The sequence below is a fragment of the Candidatus Poribacteria bacterium genome (genome assembly GCA_026706025.1).
Taxonomy (GTDB): domain Bacteria; phylum Poribacteria; class WGA-4E; order WGA-4E; family WGA-3G; genus WGA-3G.
Map to the genome: position 1 here is coordinate 20,355 of JAPOZO010000099.1, position 20,372 is coordinate 40,726.

Annotated in this window: 22 protein-coding genes; 3 read left to right on the plus strand and 19 right to left on the minus strand. The window is 47.8% G+C overall.

Annotated elements, in window-relative coordinates; all coding sequences use genetic code 11:
• Positions 1-268 precede the first annotated feature (268 nt).
• The 3 genes from OXH00_25235 to OXH00_25245 all read left to right on the plus strand — a co-directional run bounded on the left by OXH00_25235 (position 269) and on the right by OXH00_25245 (position 3,073).
• Positions 269-1,537, plus strand: coding sequence for a sulfatase-like hydrolase/transferase (locus OXH00_25235; protein ID MCY3744332.1), 1,269 nt, complete (start codon positions 269-271; stop codon positions 1,535-1,537).
• 122 nt (positions 1,538-1,659) lie between these two features.
• On the plus strand, positions 1,660-2,028 hold the full coding sequence (locus tag OXH00_25240; protein ID MCY3744333.1) for a VOC family protein: 369 nt from the start codon (positions 1,660-1,662) through the stop codon (positions 2,026-2,028).
• Positions 2,029-2,173: 145 nt separating this feature from the next.
• Positions 2,174-3,073, plus strand: a complete 900-nt coding sequence (locus OXH00_25245) for a DMT family transporter (GenBank protein ID MCY3744334.1) — start codon at positions 2,174-2,176, stop codon at positions 3,071-3,073.
• Positions 3,074-3,252: 179 nt separating this feature from the next.
• Here OXH00_25245 and OXH00_25250 read toward each other — a convergent pair whose 3' ends face one another.
• The 19 genes from OXH00_25250 to OXH00_25340 all read right to left on the minus strand — a co-directional run bounded on the left by OXH00_25250 (position 3,253) and on the right by OXH00_25340 (position 20,251).
• Positions 3,253-3,909, minus strand: coding sequence for a thermonuclease family protein (locus OXH00_25250; protein ID MCY3744335.1), 657 nt, complete (start codon positions 3,907-3,909; stop codon positions 3,253-3,255).
• Entirely contained in the window at positions 3,900-5,060 is a 1,161-nt protein-coding gene (locus tag OXH00_25255) for an iron-containing alcohol dehydrogenase (GenBank protein MCY3744336.1), read from the minus strand. Before OXH00_25255 ends, OXH00_25250 begins: the two co-directional genes overlap by 10 nt.
• 28 nt (positions 5,061-5,088) lie before the next feature.
• Entirely contained in the window at positions 5,089-5,361 is a 273-nt protein-coding gene (locus tag OXH00_25260; protein ID MCY3744337.1) for a type II toxin-antitoxin system HicB family antitoxin, read from the minus strand.
• 10 nt (positions 5,362-5,371) lie between these two features.
• Entirely contained in the window at positions 5,372-5,617 is a 246-nt protein-coding gene (locus tag OXH00_25265) for a hypothetical protein (GenBank protein MCY3744338.1), read from the minus strand.
• Entirely contained in the window at positions 5,614-5,808 is a 195-nt protein-coding gene (locus tag OXH00_25270; protein MCY3744339.1) for a type II toxin-antitoxin system HicA family toxin, read from the minus strand. The genes OXH00_25265 and OXH00_25270 overlap by 4 nt, the downstream gene beginning before the upstream one ends.
• Positions 5,809-5,937: 129 nt before the next feature.
• Positions 5,938-6,453 (minus strand): hypothetical protein, encoded by a 516-nt coding sequence (locus OXH00_25275; GenBank protein ID MCY3744340.1) that lies wholly within the window; start codon positions 6,451-6,453, stop codon positions 5,938-5,940.
• A 78-nt stretch (positions 6,454-6,531) separates the two neighbouring features.
• Entirely contained in the window at positions 6,532-8,133 is a 1,602-nt protein-coding gene (gene purH, locus OXH00_25280; protein ID MCY3744341.1) for a bifunctional phosphoribosylaminoimidazolecarboxamide formyltransferase/IMP cyclohydrolase, read from the minus strand.
• Between the two features lie 42 nt (positions 8,134-8,175).
• Positions 8,176-8,430: a type II toxin-antitoxin system RelE/ParE family toxin gene (locus OXH00_25285; protein ID MCY3744342.1), complete on the minus strand. Its 255-nt coding sequence runs from the start codon at positions 8,428-8,430 to the stop codon at positions 8,176-8,178.
• A gap of 2 nt (positions 8,431-8,432) precedes the next feature.
• Positions 8,433-9,119, minus strand: coding sequence for a hypothetical protein (locus OXH00_25290; protein ID MCY3744343.1), 687 nt, complete (start codon positions 9,117-9,119; stop codon positions 8,433-8,435).
• A gap of 15 nt (positions 9,120-9,134) precedes the next feature.
• On the minus strand, positions 9,135-10,409 hold the full coding sequence (locus OXH00_25295) for a hypothetical protein (GenBank protein ID MCY3744344.1): 1,275 nt from the start codon (positions 10,407-10,409) through the stop codon (positions 9,135-9,137).
• Between the two features lie 146 nt (positions 10,410-10,555).
• Positions 10,556-11,698, minus strand: a complete 1,143-nt coding sequence (locus tag OXH00_25300; GenBank protein MCY3744345.1) for an alanine--glyoxylate aminotransferase family protein — start codon at positions 11,696-11,698, stop codon at positions 10,556-10,558.
• Positions 11,699-11,857: 159 nt separating this feature from the next.
• The gene (locus OXH00_25305) at positions 11,858-12,073 is read right to left on the minus strand and encodes a hypothetical protein (GenBank protein MCY3744346.1); all 216 of its coding nucleotides are present in this window, start codon (positions 12,071-12,073) and stop codon (positions 11,858-11,860) included.
• A 24-nt stretch (positions 12,074-12,097) separates the two neighbouring features.
• On the minus strand, positions 12,098-13,120 hold the full coding sequence (locus OXH00_25310; GenBank protein ID MCY3744347.1) for a Gfo/Idh/MocA family oxidoreductase: 1,023 nt from the start codon (positions 13,118-13,120) through the stop codon (positions 12,098-12,100).
• 137 nt (positions 13,121-13,257) lie between these two features.
• Positions 13,258-15,324 (minus strand): dockerin type I domain-containing protein, encoded by a 2,067-nt coding sequence (locus tag OXH00_25315; GenBank protein ID MCY3744348.1) that lies wholly within the window; start codon positions 15,322-15,324, stop codon positions 13,258-13,260.
• Between the two features lie 66 nt (positions 15,325-15,390).
• Positions 15,391-16,281: an MBL fold metallo-hydrolase gene (locus OXH00_25320; protein ID MCY3744349.1), complete on the minus strand. Its 891-nt coding sequence runs from the start codon at positions 16,279-16,281 to the stop codon at positions 15,391-15,393.
• 4 nt (positions 16,282-16,285) lie between these two features.
• On the minus strand, positions 16,286-16,570 hold the full coding sequence (locus OXH00_25325) for a hypothetical protein (protein ID MCY3744350.1): 285 nt from the start codon (positions 16,568-16,570) through the stop codon (positions 16,286-16,288).
• 64 nt (positions 16,571-16,634) lie between these two features.
• The gene (locus OXH00_25330) at positions 16,635-18,503 is read right to left on the minus strand and encodes an FG-GAP-like repeat-containing protein (GenBank protein ID MCY3744351.1); all 1,869 of its coding nucleotides are present in this window, start codon (positions 18,501-18,503) and stop codon (positions 16,635-16,637) included.
• 15 nt (positions 18,504-18,518) lie between these two features.
• A complete protein-coding gene (locus OXH00_25335) occupies positions 18,519-19,307 on the minus strand; it encodes a hypothetical protein (protein MCY3744352.1) in 789 nt (262 codons plus the stop codon).
• 527 nt (positions 19,308-19,834) lie between these two features.
• A complete protein-coding gene (locus OXH00_25340; GenBank protein MCY3744353.1) occupies positions 19,835-20,251 on the minus strand; it encodes a helix-turn-helix domain-containing protein in 417 nt (138 codons plus the stop codon).
• Positions 20,252-20,372 lie beyond the last annotated feature (121 nt).

Consider the following 20,372-nt stretch of genomic DNA (forward strand, 5'->3'; position numbering starts at 1 on the left):
TTACCATCATCTTCGGAGTCAAGACCCCGTCCTTCAGGATGAAGATATAGACGCTACCTAAGGTGTTGCTTAACGGAAAATTTGATTTTTGAAGATGGTCGTGATACAATGTTAGCGATGTACAGCACTGCACCACACTACGCGCATTGATAATGTGCAAATGCAGGCGGTCAGTTTCCCTCACTTAGCCACCTACATTTTAAGGTGTTTTAAAAAAGAAATCAAGCACTTTTCATTGGCACTCCACAATCTACGTTTGATGGATTAGATGATGAAAATCAACACTGTCAATAAATTCTTACTCATCTCAATTGATTGCTGGCGGTTCGATGCACTCAGTCGGACGAACCCCCTTTTTAACACGCCGAAGTTCGACCTACTGACCCAGGATTTCTCGTTTGCTGAAAAGTTTTTTGTGCCAGCACCGGCGACACGTCCATCTCATACCTCCTATTTCACCGGACTTTATCCATTTGAACACGGTCTCTATGGGCAGGCTTACCTTAAGATGTTCGAGGGTATCCCAAATCTATTTCAGATATTTAGTGATGCTGGTTATCACATCACCGGGCGTTCAGAATATCCGGATGTGTTCCGATTCCTCGACTTTGAGCCGTTCATTACAGCAATTGACCCGAATGCATCGGCACAACACCTCGGCTCACTTGAAGACTTGATCCGACAGTTCAAGCAGCCTTCGGACGTACCGCAGTTCTGTTTCCTGCATTTCTGGTATGCACACGCTGAATATGGCATGAGCGGAATTCCAGGGGCTCCAAGTTTCGGGTGGCTCGTCAATAACAATAGGATGGATGAGGCGTTACGTACCTACTACGCCGCTGTGACGCATATACTCGAATTTAAGCTCGTTGAAATTTTGAAGCAACTTCATCTCTCAGAGTGGGCAATTTTCATCTTCGGAGATCACGGTGAAGGTATCTGCGATGAGATTATAAACCACGGTGCCACACTCCATCAGAACGTGCTACACGTGCCGTTGTTAGCACATATCCCTGACGTGGGGAATCTGGAATTTCCGAATCCGCCGATTTCAGCGATTGATTTGTTCCCGACCCTTACAAACCTCGCAGGTATTGATGTGGACTATCATGGCTATGGACAAGACCTGCTATCTCCATCTAAAATTGACGCAAACCGATTGGTCCTGTCGGAGTTGGATAGTCTCTACGGTGTTAGGTTTCTTGATAAAAATAACTTGGAGATACCGCACCATCGCGTAACTTCCCGGGCAATGGTTGATAACATAGAGATTGATAGGTATTCGGAAGGCGTTCGACTCTGGTCCCTAACGGATGGTAAGTATCTGTATCGTGAAAATGAACGGACAAGTGAGTTCGTGTACCGACATGTCCTGAGTGGTGAAGAGTTTGCTTGTGAAGATCCAGATCGCTTCCGAGACGCCTATGATAACATCCTCATGAATTCTAATTACCACCACCTGAAAACGCAAGAATCTACGGCTGAGGAGACAGAGATTCTGGAAGGTAAGTTACGGGATCTTGGATATATTGAGTAGGTTCAACAGGTGCTTTTTTATCTGACACAATCAACGAATTATGTGATAATGACATATCCTGTATCATATTTTCACTTGCGCGCTGCCAAGCACGCTTCTTCTAAGAAAAGGAAATTCTAACAATGAAAGTTACGTTTGACCACGTCCATCTTCGGTGCGAGGACTTGGACGGTGCAATCAGTTATTACGAAAAGATATTTGACGGCAAAGTCTTAGAAACAGTTGATGTCGGTAGGTTAAAAGTCGTCCGTATGGAAATCGGTGGGGAACGGATATTCCTCTCCTCTAAATTACCGGATATGGAGGTAGAAGATAGCAGCGGCAATCCGCGCTGGGGGCTCTTCCAACTCGCCTTCACTGTAGAAGACCTCGACGCGACCGTCGCAGAACTCCAGGCGAAAGGCGCAGAACTCGACTATCTGATACCTGAGTTCAAAAGGGCGTTTTTCAAGGGACCTGACAACGTTCAAATCGAACTCATTGGGATGTAATGGTTCACAGAACCTGCACCTTTGTTCTGGCAAATCGTGGTGGGTGAGGTCCCGTGCCTCACCCCTCTCTATATCCGTCCATAGTGGATTGGTAATTGAAAGCTTACTATAACGTGAGTAAGGTTGAGGTTACCTCATTAGAATTATGATAGAAAAAGAATTTAGAAACGAAGATCCGCCCGGTAAGATTATTGCCCTTGTATTGTCTACCATTTCTCTTTACGGCGGGAATTCACTCGCTGTTAAGATCAGTTTGCAAGGCATTCCGCCGCTGAAAATGGCATTTCTTCGTTATATATTAGGGACTCTTGCTGTTGGTGGTGTGGGCTTTTTCCAGGGAATGTCAATGCGGTTGCGTTTTGAAGAAGTGCGCCGGTTGTCCGTAGTTGCGGTATTGCACGCATTTCATACCGTCCTGTTGAACATCGGCACTGAACTCACTATTGCTTCTCGCTCAACCATTTTTTTCGCGCTTTACCCAATTTTTACTGTCATATTCGGGCACTTTTGGCTTCCCGATGATCGGCTCTCTGTTAGGAAGATATTAGGGATTCTCTCTGCCTTTGGTGGTGTTGTTGCAGCCATCGCGCCGAACCTACGAGGCGATGGCACCTTGGAGTCTCTCATCGGAGACCTGATTGTAACGCTGGCTGCCTGTCTCTTTGGACTCCGCATTACACTCACGAAGGTGTTTGTTCAAGACATTTACCCTCACCGCCTCCTCGTCTGGTTGTTGAGTTTAAACATTCCCTGTTTTCTATTTTTGAGTTATTTCCTTGAGCGTGGGAAACCGATTGCATTGACGTTGGCAAATGGAGCAGGAATGCTCTATCAAGGCTGGATACTCACGGGTTTCTGTTTTCTGACATTGACATCGGTGCTAAGAAAATACAAAGCAAGCAAATTGGTAGTCTTGTATTTTTTCATGCCTGTGTCCGGTGTATTGTTTAGCAATCTGTTTTTGGGGGATGAACTGTCGTTGAGTATATTAGCAGGAACTGTATTGGTAGCAGCAGGGATTTATCTGGTAAATATGAGGCGTTAAAGTAGATATCGATGTGTAGAAAACGAGCGATGGGTGAGGCGTTGCACACCAATTATTAGGTTTCGACAGATCTGCGATACACTCGGTTTCAACTGGAGTAGTCTTTATTAGGTCTAAATTAACGTTGGCACTTCAGGAATCCCTATCTAACAATCTTTTCATGCGGTTGGTGTTCATTTTCATTCAGCACCCCAATCGTGCGTTTTTGTGCCGCCGTCATAGATAACGGCGTGTCCTGCTTCTATCAACGCCTCAGCGACATCAGTAGATACACCATCTTTGAAACATATCACATCCGCGATGATGCGACCTGCATATTTATCCAGCGCTGGATTCTGGATCACGAATCCGAGCGTGCCGTCATCTTTACTGTTGTCAAGGAGCAATTGTTTAAGAAAGTCCGTTGCGGCTTCAGCACGTTCTTTTTCCCGTTGAATTGAGATTTCGGTGCGGTCGCCGCGGATCGGACGCTTTTCAGGCGTATCTACCCCCGCTATTCTGATGTTTGTGATGCTATAAATGCCGTCAACACGACGTTCAATACCGGGCCAGAGGGTTAATTGCGCCTCGCTCATGCCCGGCGTTGGTGAATGAAACGGATAGATTAAGATCGCTACATCTTGGATTGTGTCGCCATCGTAGACATCGTCGATATTATCAATCGTTCCATAATAAATCGGTGCGCTGCTTTCGGGGAGCAGCACATCAGAAGTCTCACACGCGGCAAACAACAGGCACAATAGGAACGCCAAGGTTATTTTTCTGAGAATTGCGCGAGGCATACCATGCTTTGCGTCAACGGCACGGCGGCGCGTGCCCACCACTTTTAAAAACACTGACGATACAACGCAACGATCTCTTCAGCAGTCGCTTGCCGTGGATTGTTGGCAGGGCTTCCACTGGCAATGGCATCGGCTGCCATCTGTTCAATCACGTCCTCAAATTTCTCTCTGTCAATTTTATCGATTTCGCCGAGTCGCGGCATCTGAATATCGGTGACGAGTCGTTCAACGGCAGAAACCGCTGCGTCTGCCTGATGCATCGGGGATAATCCATCAAGTGGTTCACCCATCGCACGTGCAATATCGGCAAAGCGGTCGGGCACCCCGACGACGCTAAATGCCATCACATCGCGTAACAACACCGAATTCGAGAGTCCATGATGAACGTGGAAATACGCACCAATTGGACGCGACATGCCGTGGACCAGCGCGACAGAGGAATTGCTGAACGCCATCCCTGCGATAGACGCACCGATCATCATATCCGTGCGTGCGGGGATATTTTCGCCGTCTGCCCACGCCTGCCGCAGCGACCCCGAAATCATCTCAATCGCCTTCAATGCAAGTGCGTCGGTGATCGGTTGCGCGCGTTTGGAGATGTATGCCTCTATTGCATGCGTCAACGCGTCAACACCGACTGCTGCCGTCAAGTGCGGTGGTGTTGTCAGAGACAACAGCGGGTCCACAAGTGCGACGTGTGCAAGTAGACAAGCGCTGCTGAGCATCATCTTCACATTCCGCACAGCATCCGTAATAACGGTAACCTTGGAGACTTCACTTCCAGTGCCGCCCGTTGTCGGTATCGCAATAAGGGGTGCGCCGGGATTCGGGATTTTATCCACACCCATATAATCAGCAAAATCGCCATCATTGGTTAGTTTCATGGCGATGCCTTTTCCGCAGTCAATTGCGCTGCCACCGCCGATACTCACAATAATATCACATGCTTCGTCATCGTACTGTTTTAGCCCATCCTGCACGTTCTGTAAAGTCGGATCGGGTGTGACATCAGAGAAGCAGGTGCTGCTTATGCCAGCAGCGTGTAAATTTTGGGCAATCTGGTCGGCGTATCCGATTTTAGCGATACCCGGATCGGTCACGACGAGTGCGTTCGTTGCACCGAGCCGTTTCGCCTGTTCACCGACATTCTCGGACGCGCCTGCGCCTGTAATTATTATGGGTGGGAGTGTTAGTGTGGTAGCCAAATTTCAATTTCCTATAAGGATTTACTGTTCAACTGGAGGGAGAACGGATTAAGGGCAAATCGCTGATCTGAGTTTGTGCAGAAAGACCAGAAGGTAGTTCTTTTTCATGTGCCAAAAATGATTCAATGAGCAAATCAACAGCGTCTTGCAGATTCTTTAAAGTCTCTTTTTGCGTATACCCCCAACTCGAAGCTCCTTGATGCTCTAAAGCGGGAATATAGGCTCGCCAGACAGCGTTTTCATCTGGCTCATCGGGCCACTTGTCTTTTTCTAAGACGACTTGAAATGAGTATGTTTTCACCCATTCCTCCTTAGTGATTACCTGCCCCGTTCAAAAATTCCTCAATGTTTTTACCGATAGTCGGCGGTGGGAGTGCCTCATTGTCTCGGTGGAAAATTTCTATCCACTCGTCAACGATCTCACATAACTGCTGGTAAACTTCAATTTCATCAGTGCCGTGGCAACATGGACCAATGATTCCCGGGCAGTACCCGATAAAGCATTCGTCCTCGTCTGACCACTCAACGATCTTAATGTACTGTGCGCTTTCAGTCATCTTTGAGACTCCTCAATTCCTTTTTTTATTAATTTTTCTTGAAAAGGCTTGGCATCATCGCCGAGTTTTCCAGAAATCGTAACTCGTGGACCTTTAGGATGCTTGAAATTCCGATGGCTTCCTTTCCCACCTGTGTTTACAAAACCGGCTTTTCTCAAATCCGAGATGAGTTGTCGTATTTTTCTGGGCATAGAATATCACAAAAATCGTCGAATGTCCAGTTTGTTCAAAAACTGTAGCGTCAAATAGGAAATTGCCCATATCTCAGTCAATCGAAAGAAACAGAAAATATCTGTCTCCTATTGTACAGTCTGTGAAAATCAGCGTACATTTGATCTGCAAACCAATTTTTCCCAATTCCTTGCCTCAACGCGGTCTAAGACCCTAATATCATCGCGTTTGGCTATTTCTTGGGCGGGTTTGGAATTCATGTATTGAGGGTCTAATATATATCCGACTCGACCTATATCCAATCGATCGGCATCCCAGCATGCTGCGATCGTAACATCATCCGTCGTTCTCTGATCCGTATGCCATTCACATGCATAGTAAAATTTATCAAAGTCGTCCGAGGGGATATTGATGAGTTCATTTTTGATTTGAACGGCATATTCGGCACCTCTACGTCCATGCCCAGGATCAATATCATCGTTCTGGCGCATGCAGTCATGGAATACTGCGAACAACTGAACGATTATCTTATCAGCTCCTGTTTTCTGTGCCACATAAAGACCATTCCTTTCAACACGTGCCCAATGATCGGGACCGTGTATAGAGGAATGTGCAACAGAGGTGTCTTTTAGCACCCGATACCAAACTGCTTCTAAATTTACCATATTCACCTCAAGTTAGGCATCCATATTCACACAAAGTTCTCTTGTTGATCCTAATACCCTAACTGTTAGACATTGGTCTTAATGCCGGAAATGTCGGATGCTTGTTAGAACCATCGCCATGCCGTAAGCGTCAGCAGTCTCAATCACAGGCTCGTCGTTGACGGAACCACCGGGTTGGATAATCGCACTGATGCCCGCCTCACCGGCAATTTCGACACCATCTGGAAATGGGAAGTAGGCATCCGAGGCTAACACGGCACCTTTTGCTTTTTCGCCTGCTTTCCGAATAGCGATGATGGCGGCATCCACGCGGCTCATCTGCCCCGCACCGATACCGACGCTCTGCGTGTCGTTTGCCAACAAAATGCAGTTGGATTTGACATGTTTGCAGGCTTTCCAGGCGAACAGTAGAGAGTTTATCTCCTCGTCTGTAGGCGGACGTTTGGTGGCAACCTGTAGTGCTGCTGCTTCCATGTCGTGAACATCCGGGTCTTGGACGAGTATACCGCCGGTAATGTTGCGAATCTGCAAAACAGGGTCGGAGGTTGACAACGACCCAACTTCAAGGATAGGACGGCGTTTGACACGTGACAACGCACGCAATGCCTTCTCGGTATAACTCGGTGCGATAATTGCATCAATTTTCACGCCTGCTTGTGCAGCTTCGCGGATCGTGTTCGCTGTCTGGATTGTCACTTTGCGGTTTAACCCGACAATCGAACCGAAGGCAGAGGTCCGATCACATTCCAATGCATTTGTGAAGGCTTCTTGTAAATTGCCAGCCGTCGCGAGTCCACACGGATTGTTATGTTTGATGATGGCACACGCGGGCGTTGCAAAGTCCTTGACAATTTCCAAAGCGGCGTCTAAATCAAGGAGATTATTGAAGGAGAGCGGTTGCCCACTGAGTTGACTCGCCCATGCAGCGGACGGTCCTGGTGTGGTTTCAGTTCTGTAGAAAGCGGCGCGCTGATGTGGGTTTTCGCCATAACGGAGTGTACGTTCCTTCTTGAAATGGAGGGTTAGGTTATCCGCGAATGCGTCTGTTTCGGAATCCTCTGCTTTATTAACCCCCGTTATCAGAGGGGAATCATTATTGGTAAGATAGGCAGCAATTGCAGTGTCGTAGTGAGCGGTATGTGCAAACGCTGCTTTTGCCAATTCAAATCGCCGTGCTTCCGAGAGGCAGCCGTCATTGGCATCTAAGTCGGCAATAATTTGTGGGTATTGGCTCGGATCCGTGAGGGCAGCGACGTGTCGATAATTTTTTGCCGCCGCACGAATCATCGTCGGACCGCCGATGTCAATATTCTCAATCGCTTCGGGAAGTGTTACATCTGGCTTGGCGACAGTTGCTTCAAACGGATATAGGTTGCATATCACTATGTCAATGGAACCGATATCGTGTGCTTCCGCTTGTGCGTTGTGTTCGGCATTATCTCGTTCAGCGAGGAGGCCGCCATGGATTTTGGGATGGAGGGTTTTGACCCGACCATCCATCATTTCAGGAAAGCCGGTGTAATCGGAAACATCAACGATGTCAATCCCTGCGTCCCGAAGGTGTTGTGCCGTGCCGCCGGTGGAGAGGATTTCCACACCATGTTGTGCAAGGGCAGTTGCTATTTCTAAAAGGTTCGTTTTGTCGTAGACGCTGATCAAAGCGCGCGCTATCTTTTTCATATTTCCTCATGTTTTTTTGACGACGGACGGGAACGGTTATATTTAATAGACCCTGCTCCGGTGTCCGACTTCATGGACAGTCAACACTCTTGTCTGCCTATCAAAAGTATAGAGAGCACGGTAGTCGTTTATTTTCAAAGTAAATTTTCCTTTGTGTTCACCCTTCAGTGCTTTATGCTGCCGATTGTCGCAATTCTCACAGAGCCATCTTAATTTATTGCGGATCCGCTGGGCCACCGCTGGATCTAAACGCTGTATATCTGTTCGGGCACGTCGTGAGTGCCGCAATGTATACACAACTATTCTCCTTCTAACTTCTCGAAAACTTCTTCAAGCGAATATGTCTTACCACCTGCCTCAATATCCGCTATGCTTTGTTCAAGCCTTTCGATGACCTCTGGTCGTAATTCCAATCCCTCATCAGGGTCATAATGATACGCTTCCAATGCAAGTTCCAAGAGTTCGTAGGCGACGAAAAATTCTCGAAACGCAACATCTAATTCGGCAAGTGGGGCGTTTCGCTCCAGCAATGCGAGGAAACGTTCCTGCACCGGGAAAAACTCCAAACTCACGAGCATGCGTAACAGTTTTCGATATTCGTCTGTTGGCAGCTCCAAGATTTTCTGCTCTGGCATCGGATCGCTGTGCATGTAAGCACCAGCGCGTCTGGACATCCGCTCTTCCAGGGTCGTCTTCCGATTGGCAAGAATATATTCACGTTGCCGTTTTAACTTTTTCGATAGTGATGTGTGCGGCGGCAGCCCCTCTAATGGGTCCTCCTCATACGTTTCAAGAAAGAACGCAAGACTTTCATAACCACAATAGAATTCACGGAACTCTGTCTCAAGTTCCCGTCTGTTCTCAGCGGAAGGGGGTTCGTTAAGCAACACTATGAGCCGCTCGCGCGCCGCGAAAATCTGATCGTTCACGAGGATATTTAGCAGCTCAAGGGCTTCAATAGGATCTATCTCCATGATGTTTTTCATCTTTTTTCTCCATAGTCAGACTATATATCGTGGGAATCCGAACCCGTCGTTTGCGACGTGACTTCGTGCGGGAATCTGTGCGCGGTTGGGTATAATCAAGTCCATTTCCGATGTGTTTTCAATGACGGTACCATCTCCAATGCGTACCTCATCCCCTATATAAATTCGTCCAGGGCTTTCCGACGCGCCCCGAATAGTACCAATAACAACCGATGAACCGATACGGCATCGCTGCGCAATTTCAACGAACCCGTAGATTTCGGTGTTGGTGCCTATGGTACAATAGTCGTCGATTTGAACGGGGCCGAGAAGACTGGTGTCGGTGCCGACTTCAACAAAGTCGCCGATGACCGGATGCCGTTGCTTGACTTTGACGCTCAATCCACCAAATGTACTCGGATAGATAACGCATCCAGAACCGATAATTCCTGTTTGTCCGGTGGTTACGCCGCGATGCGGATGCTCAAGGAAATTAGCGTCACCGATCTGTGTTTCTGGGTGTAAATCGGCTTGATAGTAACGTCCGGCGAGTTCGGAAATAGCACGCGGCAACAGAGGGACAGGGACTCTTTGGATGTCTGGACTCTCCTCGGGGGCTTCACTGCACGTCAAAGCGTGTGCGACGTCGTGGTAAAAGAGCACACGCCACCCTGGGTACGTACTCCCTACCAATTGGAGTTGATAGTCCAAAACGGCGGCAAGATTCAGCGTGCCGAGAAAGTCTTGATACGGTTCAAAGGTTCGCTCCTGAATTGCGGTGTCAACTTGGGATCGAAAATCAATGGCTGCGAGTTTTTCTCGTGAAATACCGGTGTGAAGAAGATACGCATCCCAAACAGCAGGGTCTTTGAGAGAGGCGAATCGATTCCAGAGTGCTCGACTTTTAAACCGCGGTAGTTCCGAGAGCAGCGAAAAAGCAGTTTCAAGCGCAGTATCAAGTGGTGTTTCGTCTTTGACAGCCAAAAAAGATTGTGCGACCATTGCATAGAGTTGGTCCGCCACCTCTTCGATTGCCGCGGCAAGTTCGCGTTTCTGATGCGCGAGATGCGGCGCATTGTGTGACCCTGGCGCGACACATTCAAGCAAATTGCCGAGTACCGTTTCAAGGATATCCCGATTGACAAACCCGCGCCCGGAACGTTGTGCTAATCCCTCGCGGCTCATACTATCAATACGTAAAAAATCCAATTCCGACTTACTATAAATGGGACGGAGCCGTTCTAACGTCTGGGTTAGTAGTGGCTTTTTTCGCTGCTCATACGAGGCATCAAAAAGTGTCGTCTCAGACATACTTTTAACTTTCCTTGCGGTTCGGTGAGGTGAGTCGGTACTTTGAAGTTTCATTCCGTAGACCCGTCCTCCATTACATTACGGACTACGTTTTTGTTTTTTTATCGGAAACCCGATTTTGACATCGGAAAAATCGGAGCAGAAACCTAATATTTAAGAACACGAAAAACCTCTTGTGCAGCGGTAACTCCGGCACCGAGCGGAATATCACAACCGATTTCCACTAATCCGCGCTCAAACGCAGAAATAGCGACGATAACGTCGTTTTCATTCATCCAACCGAGGTGTGCAATTCGGACGATTTTTCCACTTAACTGGCTCTGACCACCAGCATAGGTGATACCGTATTCCCCGAGCATCAGATTGATGAAAGCCTTCCCATCAACTGCTTCTGGTAACCGGATTGATGTTACAGTATTCGCTGGCGATACCGCAAACAGGGAAAGCCCTAACGCCTTAACTGCACTTCGGGTCGCAGCAGCTAAGCGGCTGTGACGCGCAATCGTCCTACGGATACCCTCTTCACAGATGCGATTTAGCGCACATTGCAGTGCCGTCAGCAGTGTCACTGCCGGTGTATAGGGGACAGAACCCTGTAAGCCGGTCTCATAAGCCTTACGGAAGTCAAAATAATATTTCGGGAGGTCAGAACGTTCAACTGCCTCCCAGGCACGCTGATTGAGTGCTACGATCGATAGCCCGGGTGGGGTCATTAACCCTTTTTGCGCACAAGAAACAACGACATCCACACCCCAATTGTCCATCTGTAAATCGTCAGCACCGAGTCCGCTGACAGCATCAACAATCAAGAGTGTTGGGCGCACTCGGGTCAGGCGTGCGAGTGCCTCAATGTCGTGTAGAACACCCGTCGAGGTCTCACAAAGTGTTGCGTAAACCGCTTTTACATCAGGATGTTCAACTAAAAGCGTTTCTACTGCCTGCGGGTCAACAGAATTTCCATACGTTACGTCAATCGGTATAATTTCAACCCCGAAGGCGGTGCAGATGTCGCCCCAGCGTTCCCCGAATTTACCACTCCGGATCACAATCACTTTGTCTCCACGAGACAGTAGATTCGCAACTGCACCTTCCATACCACCGGTACCAGATGATGTTAAGAAGAGGACATCGTTCTCGGTTTGGAAAACATGTTTGAGTTTTTCGAGAACGTCTTTAATTAATGCGACAGTATCTTCGCTGCGGTGGTAATCAATCGGTTGCGCCATCGCCAACAATGCTTCGGGCGGAATCGGCGTGGGGCCGGGGGTAAAAAGCCATTTCTTTTTCATATTTTTTAACAGCTATCATGCTTCGCAGTGAGAACAGTGCGATTTTTTCTACGAAAAATCTTTCAGTTATCAGCAGTGTCCAGTCACCAGATGTGTCCTTTCTGGCAACTGGACACTGGATACTGGCAACTTCTTTACCGATAACTGAAAACTATTAAATCAAGCGGTGCTGACAGCCACGACCGTTTTGCCCTCAACGTTAACCATAACCCATTCCTGGTCAAGGAGCTCACACAATTCTATAATAGCGGCGCGTTGTGCTGTGCTATCCATCGGTACTTCGATGGTAAGCGTAGCGAATTCCTCACGCTGCATCGCGCCCTCTTTGTCGAATTTCATGGGTGTAATCTGAATCTTTCTTAATCTTGCATCCATAATTTTTCCTTTCTTGATTTTTAATTATACGTCATTCATAAACGACGCGACATCAATACATTCCCCGTTACGACGGGCGGATTTCCAGCCAGCCAAAACAGGTGCCAAAGAGAACAGACCATCGTGGTAATCGCTGCATAAAATGCTTGCATCGTCGGTCAATATAGCGCGGATAAAGGTTTTATCCTGTTCCAACCACGGGTCGAATTCGTCGGCTTGATAAAGGATTTTACCATTGACCTCAATCCTATCGTATTGGTAAATTTCAAGGCATCCGTCTTCATAGAAAACCGTAAACCACGGTTCGTTTCTCGGACTGGAACCAGCTGAGACGAAACTCAGCGTCATCGTAGCACCATTGTCAAAACAGTAATTGAAACTTGACGACAAAGCGGTTGCATAAGCAGAACGTTCACAATAGAAGGCTTGCGCCCGTGCGACATCCAAACCCGTCATAAACCGGCTATAATCCGTTGCATGGACTCCCCAATCGAGGGCACGACCACCGGATTTGTCCATCTCCGCCCACCACGTTTTAGCACCACCATCCGTTGAAGGCGGTAATCCACCGAAACTCTGGAAACGGACATGCACAATCTGTTTGTCCACCAAGAATTGACGTGCCTCTTGAAAGAGAGGACGATACCTTTCACGAAATCCGACGGTACTGATAACGCCCGCCTGCTGCACAGCGTCATCTATTCGGCGTGCGACTTGCATCGTGATCGCTTGTGGTTTCTCACTGAAGAGATGGATACCCTTTTTCACTGCGCTCACTTCGACATCGGTTCGTACGTACGCTGGCACGATAGAGTATAACACGTCAATGGCTTCAGCGTCAAGCATCTTATACGCGCCATCATTTTCGGTGTGATAGACGTGTGGCACCTTAAAGTCGGTGGCGATTTCCTGCGCTGCTTGTAAATTGCTATCACATACAGCGACAATATCGACCGCATCTGTCTGTAATAGGTTTGGAATGCGCGTCCGTTTCGCAAAATTGCCGCAGCCGTAGATAGCGACCCGGAGGCGTTGATCTGTTGACACGTTAACTTTTCTCCAAATTTTGACCAGGATTTATATGATTGAAAGATTATCCATAATAAAAAACCTCCTTGTCCTTATCACGGTAAATCTTACAATCATCTTCAATCTCGGTTGTTTTTCAGCGTTTATCGATTGCCCTAACTGTCTCCGAAATGGGATGCGACGAGTACTAAGTCTTGGATATTCACAACACCATCACCGTTTACGTCTCCAGGACTCAGCCCGGTCTCACCGAGATGGGATGCGACGAGTACCAAGTCTTGGATATTCACAACACCATCACTGTTCACATCCACTATTATCTTCGGTTCAATAGGCGTAAACTCCCATAAGAGAATCGTGCCATCATCACCTCCGCTTGCAAGGGTGCCACCATAGCGAGAGAGTGCGAGCGTGTTAACACCAGCAGTATGCCCTGTGAGTGTTGCTTGAAGCTGTCCTGTTTGTGTATCCCACAACCGAATTGTATCATCCCAACTGCCACTGGCAAGCGTTTTCCCATCAGGAAAGAACACAATAGATTTGACACGAGACGTATGTCCCATGAGCGTAACGTAGGATTGTCCTGTCTGTATATTCCACAATCGAACTGTGTTATCCCAACTACCGCTGGCAAGGGTACCACCATCAGGACTAAACGCCACCGCATCAACAAGACGTGTGTGTTCTTCCAAAGATGTTAGGTGTTCTCCTCTCTCTACATCCCATAAGTGAATTGCATTGTCCCGCCCTCCGCTGGCAAGCGTCCGACTATCTGGGCTGAATGCTACAGTAAAGACAGTGGCACCGGCTCTGAGCGTTGCTTTGTGTTCACTTGTATCGGCATCCCACAATCGAACTGTGCTGTCCCAACTGCCACTTGCCATTGTGCTACCGTCTGGACTAAACATGATGGACTCCACACCATGTTTATGGCTTGTGATAGGTACTTTGGGTTGCCCGGCGTGGACATCCCATAACCGAATTGCGTTATCCCCCCACCCACCGCCGCTGGCGAGCGTTTGGCTATCTGGACTAAATGCAACGGAAAAGACACGTCCACCATGTTCAGTGAGTGTATCCTGAAGCTGCCCTGTGTCGGTGTCCCACAAACGAATCGCTTTACCATCGCCGGCACTCGCGAAAGTCTGTCCATCGGGCGCGAACGCAATCTCATTAACTGGAAAAGTATGACCGGTGATAGTAGACTTGTGTTGGAAGGCGACATAATCCCAAAATTGGATCATCTGGTCATCACCTGCACTGGCAAGGGTTCGTCCATCTGGACTGAACGCAACAGAGGCATCCCAACCGGTATGTCCAGTGAAAGTTGTCTTGAGCGTTTCAGTGACAGGATCCCATAACCGAACGGTTTCGTCCCTGCCCACACTCGCGAGTGTTTGCCCATCCGGAGAAAACGCAACGGAAGTGACATCCTGTGTGTGTTCACTGAGGGTCGCCTTGTGTTCCCTGGTATGTGGATCCCACAATCGAATTGTATTATCCGTACTTCCACTGACAAGCATCCGTCCATCTGGACTGAACGCAACGGACGTAACGCCATATTCATGCCCTGCAAGGGTGGTGACAGTGAGACGGAAATTACGGAAATTATCGTTTGCATTCCACAATCGAATTGTATTGTCTTCGTGCCCACCACCACTGGCAAGCATTAGTCCGTCTGGACTGAACGCAACAGAAGTGACGGATCCCGGATGTCCCATTAAAGTCGTTATGTAGTTGCCTGTACTCGCGCCCCACAATCGAATTGTTTTGTCTGAACTACCACTTGCAAGTAAGTCGATCTGCGACAAAGGCGAAAACGCGAGCGAAGTAATACGACCGCGATTGTGTCCTCTCGGAGACGCTTTCTGTTCGCCGGTACGCGGGTTCCACAACTGGATCGTTCCGTCCGTACTGCCAGCAGCCAGTGTATTTCCATTCGGAGAAAATGCGACGGCTGAGATCTGCGCTGTATGGCCGACAAGCAAGTTAATTTCTTGATGGGTGTCCGCATCGTAAAGCCAGACACCAATGGAACTCGAAACCGCCAGTAGACTACCATCTGGAGAATACTGGATATTTCCGGTTATTGTGCCTTTACCGAGGCGTGCTTTGGCACCCTCGGGTAAATTCCACTCGGTATAATCTTGGGCAGAGACATTCGCGTGAAACAATAGTAAAACAAAAAGTATCGTCAAAATCAGAAAACGTGTCGGTTTCATTGTAGTAATTCCTTGCGCGTAGGCACATTTCGGGAACAGTGAACGTAGAAATCGCTAATCGTAATCTTATCCTCGCCACGGCGGAACGTCCCAAGTATTGAACCACTCCCATTTCCAGATGACCTGTTTTTGCGGCATCTCTACTTCGTATTCCACGCCTGCGGTAAAGGGGAGGAGTTGTGTTCTATTGCCAATAATGGCACGCATCGATTCAATGAACGCCATTTCATCGGTGACGTTTGGGGGCCAATGTCCCTCTGGAATAGGGTCGGATTTTCGGTCGGTTCGATAGTGCGTCGGTATCATGTAGTGAGGTTGAATCAGTTCCAATAATTCGATGAGTCGAGGTGCAAGCCCACCACCGATGCCGAGTTTCATGTGAATCAGGAAATCCACCTTGCCGTGGAGGTTTGCCAATGCCGGATAGGGTTCGTGTAAATCACCAATGTGTAAGATCGAGACATTCTTTTTTGTGTGTGTTATGAGATACCCGTTTGTCGGTAGATTTGGGGTCTGATTTTCGCCACTTTCGATTGTTTCAACTTGAATATCGCCGAGGCTGAGCGTGTCTGATCCTTGAAAATTGCGCGATACGCCCTGTCTCTCGTTGAGATGTTTCGGGTAGAGAATTTGTACTTTATCAGCGGGAACGTGTTTAGTGATTGGCAGGTCGCGTTCAAATGCGGCATCCCCATATTTCTCGGCGATGGGTTGTGCGGGTGTCATGCATCCGGGGTTGACGAACAGTTTTTTAAAGTGCTTGCCGCGACATAACTTTCGCAAGGTTTCGGGGTGGCAGTGATCGAAATGCTCATGGGAAATAAAGATATAGTCGTATATCGGTTGGACATCCGCTAAGTTCTGATTGAAGAGATAGGGATCAAAGGCGATATTGATGTCGCCAAAGCAGGCATCAAATGCGCCACATCCCCACCACCTGAAAAATATATTTTCCATTTGGCTATCGGCTATCGGTAAGTCGTTCTTTCGATTTTTCTCTCTGTTTTCGCACCCATTCAACACTATCACGCATATCCTCTCGGTCTGCCCACATCCCAAAGAAAGGTAGATTAGCAAATTCCTCAGATTCATTGGAATCTTTATCTTGACTATTATCTTCACTAATAGCATCTGGATCCACGGGTTCTATCTGTACGCGTACTTCAGTACCCTCCGGTAAGGAAAGAGGTTTAGATAGGACAATGTGTCCATTGCTTATTTTCCCTTCTTCTACTATTAAAGTCATTTTCTCCTCCATTCTAACCTCGTTCCATTTAGTTTAGAAATTATCACAAGGCTAGGAATTATGCCTACTTCATTAACCACATTTTCCGAACGCTTTGGGTATCGCCTGCCTTGAACTGATAAAAATAGATGCCACTGGCGACAGTTTCTCCCTCTCGGTTTTTACCATCCCAATAGAGGATCTTTTCGCCATGCGCCTGATGTCCGAGGTTGAAGTTGCGAATCAGTTCACCCGTTTGGGAGTAGATTGATATCTGGACATCGCTGGATTCAAAGAGTCGGTAGGGAATCCAAGTTTCCGGATTAAACGGGTTCGGATAGTTCTGAAAGACCTCGGCAGCTTTGACTTTGCCCCATGTTGTGCCCAGTTTCCCAGTCGGTTCAACAGCCGTTACCACATCACCTGCTTCTGTAAAGATATAGACATCCCCACCAAATCCAAATTGATGCGTTTCGACAATCCCGGAGGGCCATGCCAAGGTAATAGAACCCGATTGATACAATCCAGCAAAGCCAAATTCGAGTTCTAAACTGTCACTGCCCAAGAAACCTGTACCACAGATTAATTCTTGTGTTTGAACGTGGTTACCCACTGCTACTGTCACGCGTGTGCCGATGCCATCTCGGTTGCTTTCTGTGCCGATCAACCGGATTTTGATGCGTCGATTCTTAGATTGGACGAACCGATTGTTAGATTTCGGAAAGCCAGGATCCAGATCGTTTTGGAGAAGGGTATTGCCGGTGTTGTTGACGACATAGAAATCGACATCGCCATCGTTATCAAAATCACCAGAGGTTGCACCGCGTGCGACCGCATCAACAGTGGCGTTGAGTGCATCGGCACGGTCAACAAATTGTCCGTTCTGATTATGATAGAGGCGATTGCGATTGGTCTTTTGTGAGCCATCAACATCACCGTTGACGACGTAGAGATCGCGCCAACCGTCGTTGTCATAGTCAACAAAACTGGCGTACCAGCCTACACCCTCGTTTGCGACCCCAGCAGCTTCAGCCACATTCGTGAAAGTGCCGTCACCGTTATTTCGCCAGAGGAGATCCGCATCGTAGTTAGTGATGAAAAAGTCTAAGTCAGTGTCGTTATCATAGTCGCCGACGCAGAGTCCCATCGCGCCTGTCGGTTTCCCGTTGATTTCGGTTACGATGCCAGACGACTCTGAAACATCAGCAAAAGTGCCATCGCCTCTGTTGCGATAGAGTTTGTCAGGTCCGTGATCGTTTGCGACGAACAGGTCTGCCCAAGTATCGCCATCGTAGTCAAAGAAGATTGCCCCCCAAGCGATCCCGTCATCTTCAACGCCAGCGATTTTTGTAACTTCTTCAAAGGTGCCATCCCCTCGATTTCGGTAGAGGACGTTGGTTTTTGGAGCAGGAATTGGGTTTAAGAGGGAGGGTGCTCGTCCCCAATTAGCGATATAGATGTCCAACCATCCATCGTGATCATAATCAGCGATTACGGGACCGGTGCCGTGTTTTTCATCGGCAACACCTGCGTGTTCGCTTACGTCTGTGAAGGTACCATCTCCGTTGTTTTCAAAGAGAAAATTGGGACCGGCACAGGTTACATAGAGGTCGCGCCATCCGTCATTGTTGTAATCGAACCAGACACACCCGCGCCCATTCGGTGTATGAGCGATACCTGCCTTCGCCGCTATATCTGTGAATGTTCCATCCTGATTGTTGTGGTAAAGTGCGTTGGGTAAACCGCCATCGCCAACGACGAAGATATCAAGCCAACAACCGTCATTATTGTAATCTACAGCGGCAGTACCGGGACCCCACCAGGCCCCGGACTCCGTGTCAACGGGTGTTTCACGTTGATAGACATTTGCGGTGCGACTGACATCCTTGAAGGTGGATGCCGCGAGTGCGGAAACACCGAAGAAAATAAAAATAAGGATCAGATAATACCGCATAATTTGCATCCACCCTTAATATTGGGATTTGACTGCTGCCCAAGTTGTCGTCGCTTTTCCGCCGGGTTCAACGGGGAACGGATTCAGATTGTCGTTGAAGTATTCGTATTCGACCTCCAGATTTCCTGCGCCTGCTGCGACACCGGCATAAATTCCGAGCCATAACGGCGGCGTGAGTTCAAATTCACCTTCTCCAATATCCACCCAATCCTTATCTTCCGCTGCCTTATACCAAGCAGTATATGTATCGCCATCTTTTTTGAGTCGGAGGGACAATTCGACCTCACCCCAATCACCAAACTTCCAATGGATATCAGGCGGACCCATCCCGGCTTGCTTGGTTTGATATTGGATTTGTCCTTTTGGTCCTGCATCTCGCGACCAGAATTTAATGGTTACCCAATTATCGTCGCTCGGGCTTTTCACGACCAGTCCATTGACTCCTGAACTGGTATCCCATTTGGCGAAGAAGTGGGTTTCGACATCAAACATATCGGTATCGGTTTCCTGATACAGGAAATGAGATGCGTCTGTTGCCCAGAGATTTCGGTTCGGTTCACTGTCAATATACAGGAAATCCGCGCGGGTTTTGCCGACATCCCATTTCGGGGGTTCGTTCTGCCATTCCCAATTAGGATTCTTCAAGTCGCCCCCTTCAAACGGGTCCCCGAACGAATCCGCTGCGTTTGCAACGCCTACAAAGAGGAGCATGGATAGACATATACTTGCACTATACGTGATAATTCTTCCAAATTTTGGCAGCGTTTGTAAGCCAAAATTTGCTGTTAAAAATCGTGTTTTCATAAGTCAGTTTTATCCTATTCTTCGGTGTCAAAACCCCCTACTTCAGTGGAGGGATGTAGACACTGCCTATGTTTTTCGTTGTTTTCGTCTAAACGTTTTTCTCTCTAAATCGTCTAAATAAGTAGTGTTCGGCATTGGTTGTAGTTAATGTTGTGGTAGATACACTAAACAAGTGAGATAACTACGTAAAAGCCTCACACGCCTCTATACTTGTTGAAAATCTGCTTGTCAGTCGTTAGTAGGGAAAGATTGCTTAAAAGCACATCCCATCTGAAACAGACGACTCAAAACTTTTCGTAAGGACACTTCGGTGTCGCAGTTAGGGCATTAACTGTTGCAGGAGGCTTTGTAAGACTTGCTATGCAAGCTAAGGTCGTTGATCGCACGATCTGCCCCGCGCAGGGTGTTTCTAAGAATCCCCCTGCTTTAGCGGGGGGAGTATGTCAAAACCTCCTTCTCCAATTTTAAAACAGATTTTCGAGATTGTCAAGACAAATCAAATTGTGTCTCCACGATGCGGTTCTTGATCAATCCTGTTTAATTCCGACGACCACGTTCTCAGATGACACGTCCTCCGGTATCACGACAAAAATTTTTCCAGATTCAGAAGATTCGCTCTGTTTTTCGAGATACTCTGTTATTTCGTTCGCATCAAGAAAAATGGTGCCACCTGCAGCCGCTTCAGGTAGTGGTGTATATTCGGATCCAAATTTTCGGATCCATTTGAAGACGGTACTCGGTGCCACCGAGAACATCCGTGCTATATCGCTTATAGAGACCCCACGGCAGTATAAGAAAACCGCCAAGGCTCGCTGCCATGGTGGTCTCCCGCGAGTCGTCTGACGTGTAAACTGAAAACCGCAGGCTTTACATTTGTAGCGTTGACTTCCCCTGGCTTTCCCATTTTTGACGGCATCTCTCCGTTTACAACGTGGGCAGTTCATTACGGCACACCCCTCTTTCAAAATTTGATGAGAAAAGTATACCACAAAAGCGTCAGTGCCGCAACATCTCCATTTTGGATTTTACGGAGTTCTGCAGAATAATTTTCACTTGTTATTTTTT

Excerpts from the sequence above, each read along its gene's own strand:
- OXH00_25265 (MCY3744338.1), bottom strand. The coding sequence starts at position 5,617 with ATGACTGAAAGCGCACAGTACATTAAGATCGTTGAGTGGTCAGACGAG.
- OXH00_25320 (MCY3744349.1), bottom strand. The coding sequence starts at position 16,281 with ATGGAAAATATATTTTTCAGGTGGTGGGGATGTGGCGCATTTGATGCC.
- OXH00_25245 (MCY3744334.1), top strand. The coding sequence starts at position 2,174 with ATGATAGAAAAAGAATTTAGAAACGAAGATCCGCCCGGTAAGATTATT.
- OXH00_25325 (MCY3744350.1), bottom strand. The coding sequence starts at position 16,570 with ATGACTTTAATAGTAGAAGAAGGGAAAATAAGCAATGGACACATTGTC.
- OXH00_25235 (MCY3744332.1), top strand. The coding sequence starts at position 269 with ATGATGAAAATCAACACTGTCAATAAATTCTTACTCATCTCAATTGAT.
- OXH00_25315 (MCY3744348.1), bottom strand. The coding sequence starts at position 15,324 with ATGAAACCGACACGTTTTCTGATTTTGACGATACTTTTTGTTTTACTA.
- OXH00_25275 (MCY3744340.1), bottom strand. The coding sequence starts at position 6,453 with ATGGTAAATTTAGAAGCAGTTTGGTATCGGGTGCTAAAAGACACCTCT.
- OXH00_25300 (MCY3744345.1), bottom strand. The coding sequence starts at position 11,698 with ATGAAAAAGAAATGGCTTTTTACCCCCGGCCCCACGCCGATTCCGCCC.
- OXH00_25290 (MCY3744343.1), bottom strand. The coding sequence starts at position 9,119 with ATGAAAAACATCATGGAGATAGATCCTATTGAAGCCCTTGAGCTGCTA.
- OXH00_25340 (MCY3744353.1), bottom strand. The coding sequence starts at position 20,251 with ATGAACTGCCCACGTTGTAAACGGAGAGATGCCGTCAAAAATGGGAAA.
- OXH00_25330 (MCY3744351.1), bottom strand. The coding sequence starts at position 18,503 with ATGCGGTATTATCTGATCCTTATTTTTATTTTCTTCGGTGTTTCCGCA.
- purH (MCY3744341.1), bottom strand. The coding sequence starts at position 8,133 with ATGAAAAAGATAGCGCGCGCTTTGATCAGCGTCTACGACAAAACGAAC.
- OXH00_25270 (MCY3744339.1), bottom strand. The coding sequence starts at position 5,808 with ATGCCCAGAAAAATACGACAACTCATCTCGGATTTGAGAAAAGCCGGT.
- OXH00_25305 (MCY3744346.1), bottom strand. The coding sequence starts at position 12,073 with ATGGATGCAAGATTAAGAAAGATTCAGATTACACCCATGAAATTCGAC.
- OXH00_25295 (MCY3744344.1), bottom strand. The coding sequence starts at position 10,409 with ATGTCTGAGACGACACTTTTTGATGCCTCGTATGAGCAGCGAAAAAAG.
- OXH00_25240 (MCY3744333.1), top strand. The coding sequence starts at position 1,660 with ATGAAAGTTACGTTTGACCACGTCCATCTTCGGTGCGAGGACTTGGAC.
- OXH00_25335 (MCY3744352.1), bottom strand. The coding sequence starts at position 19,307 with ATGAAAACACGATTTTTAACAGCAAATTTTGGCTTACAAACGCTGCCA.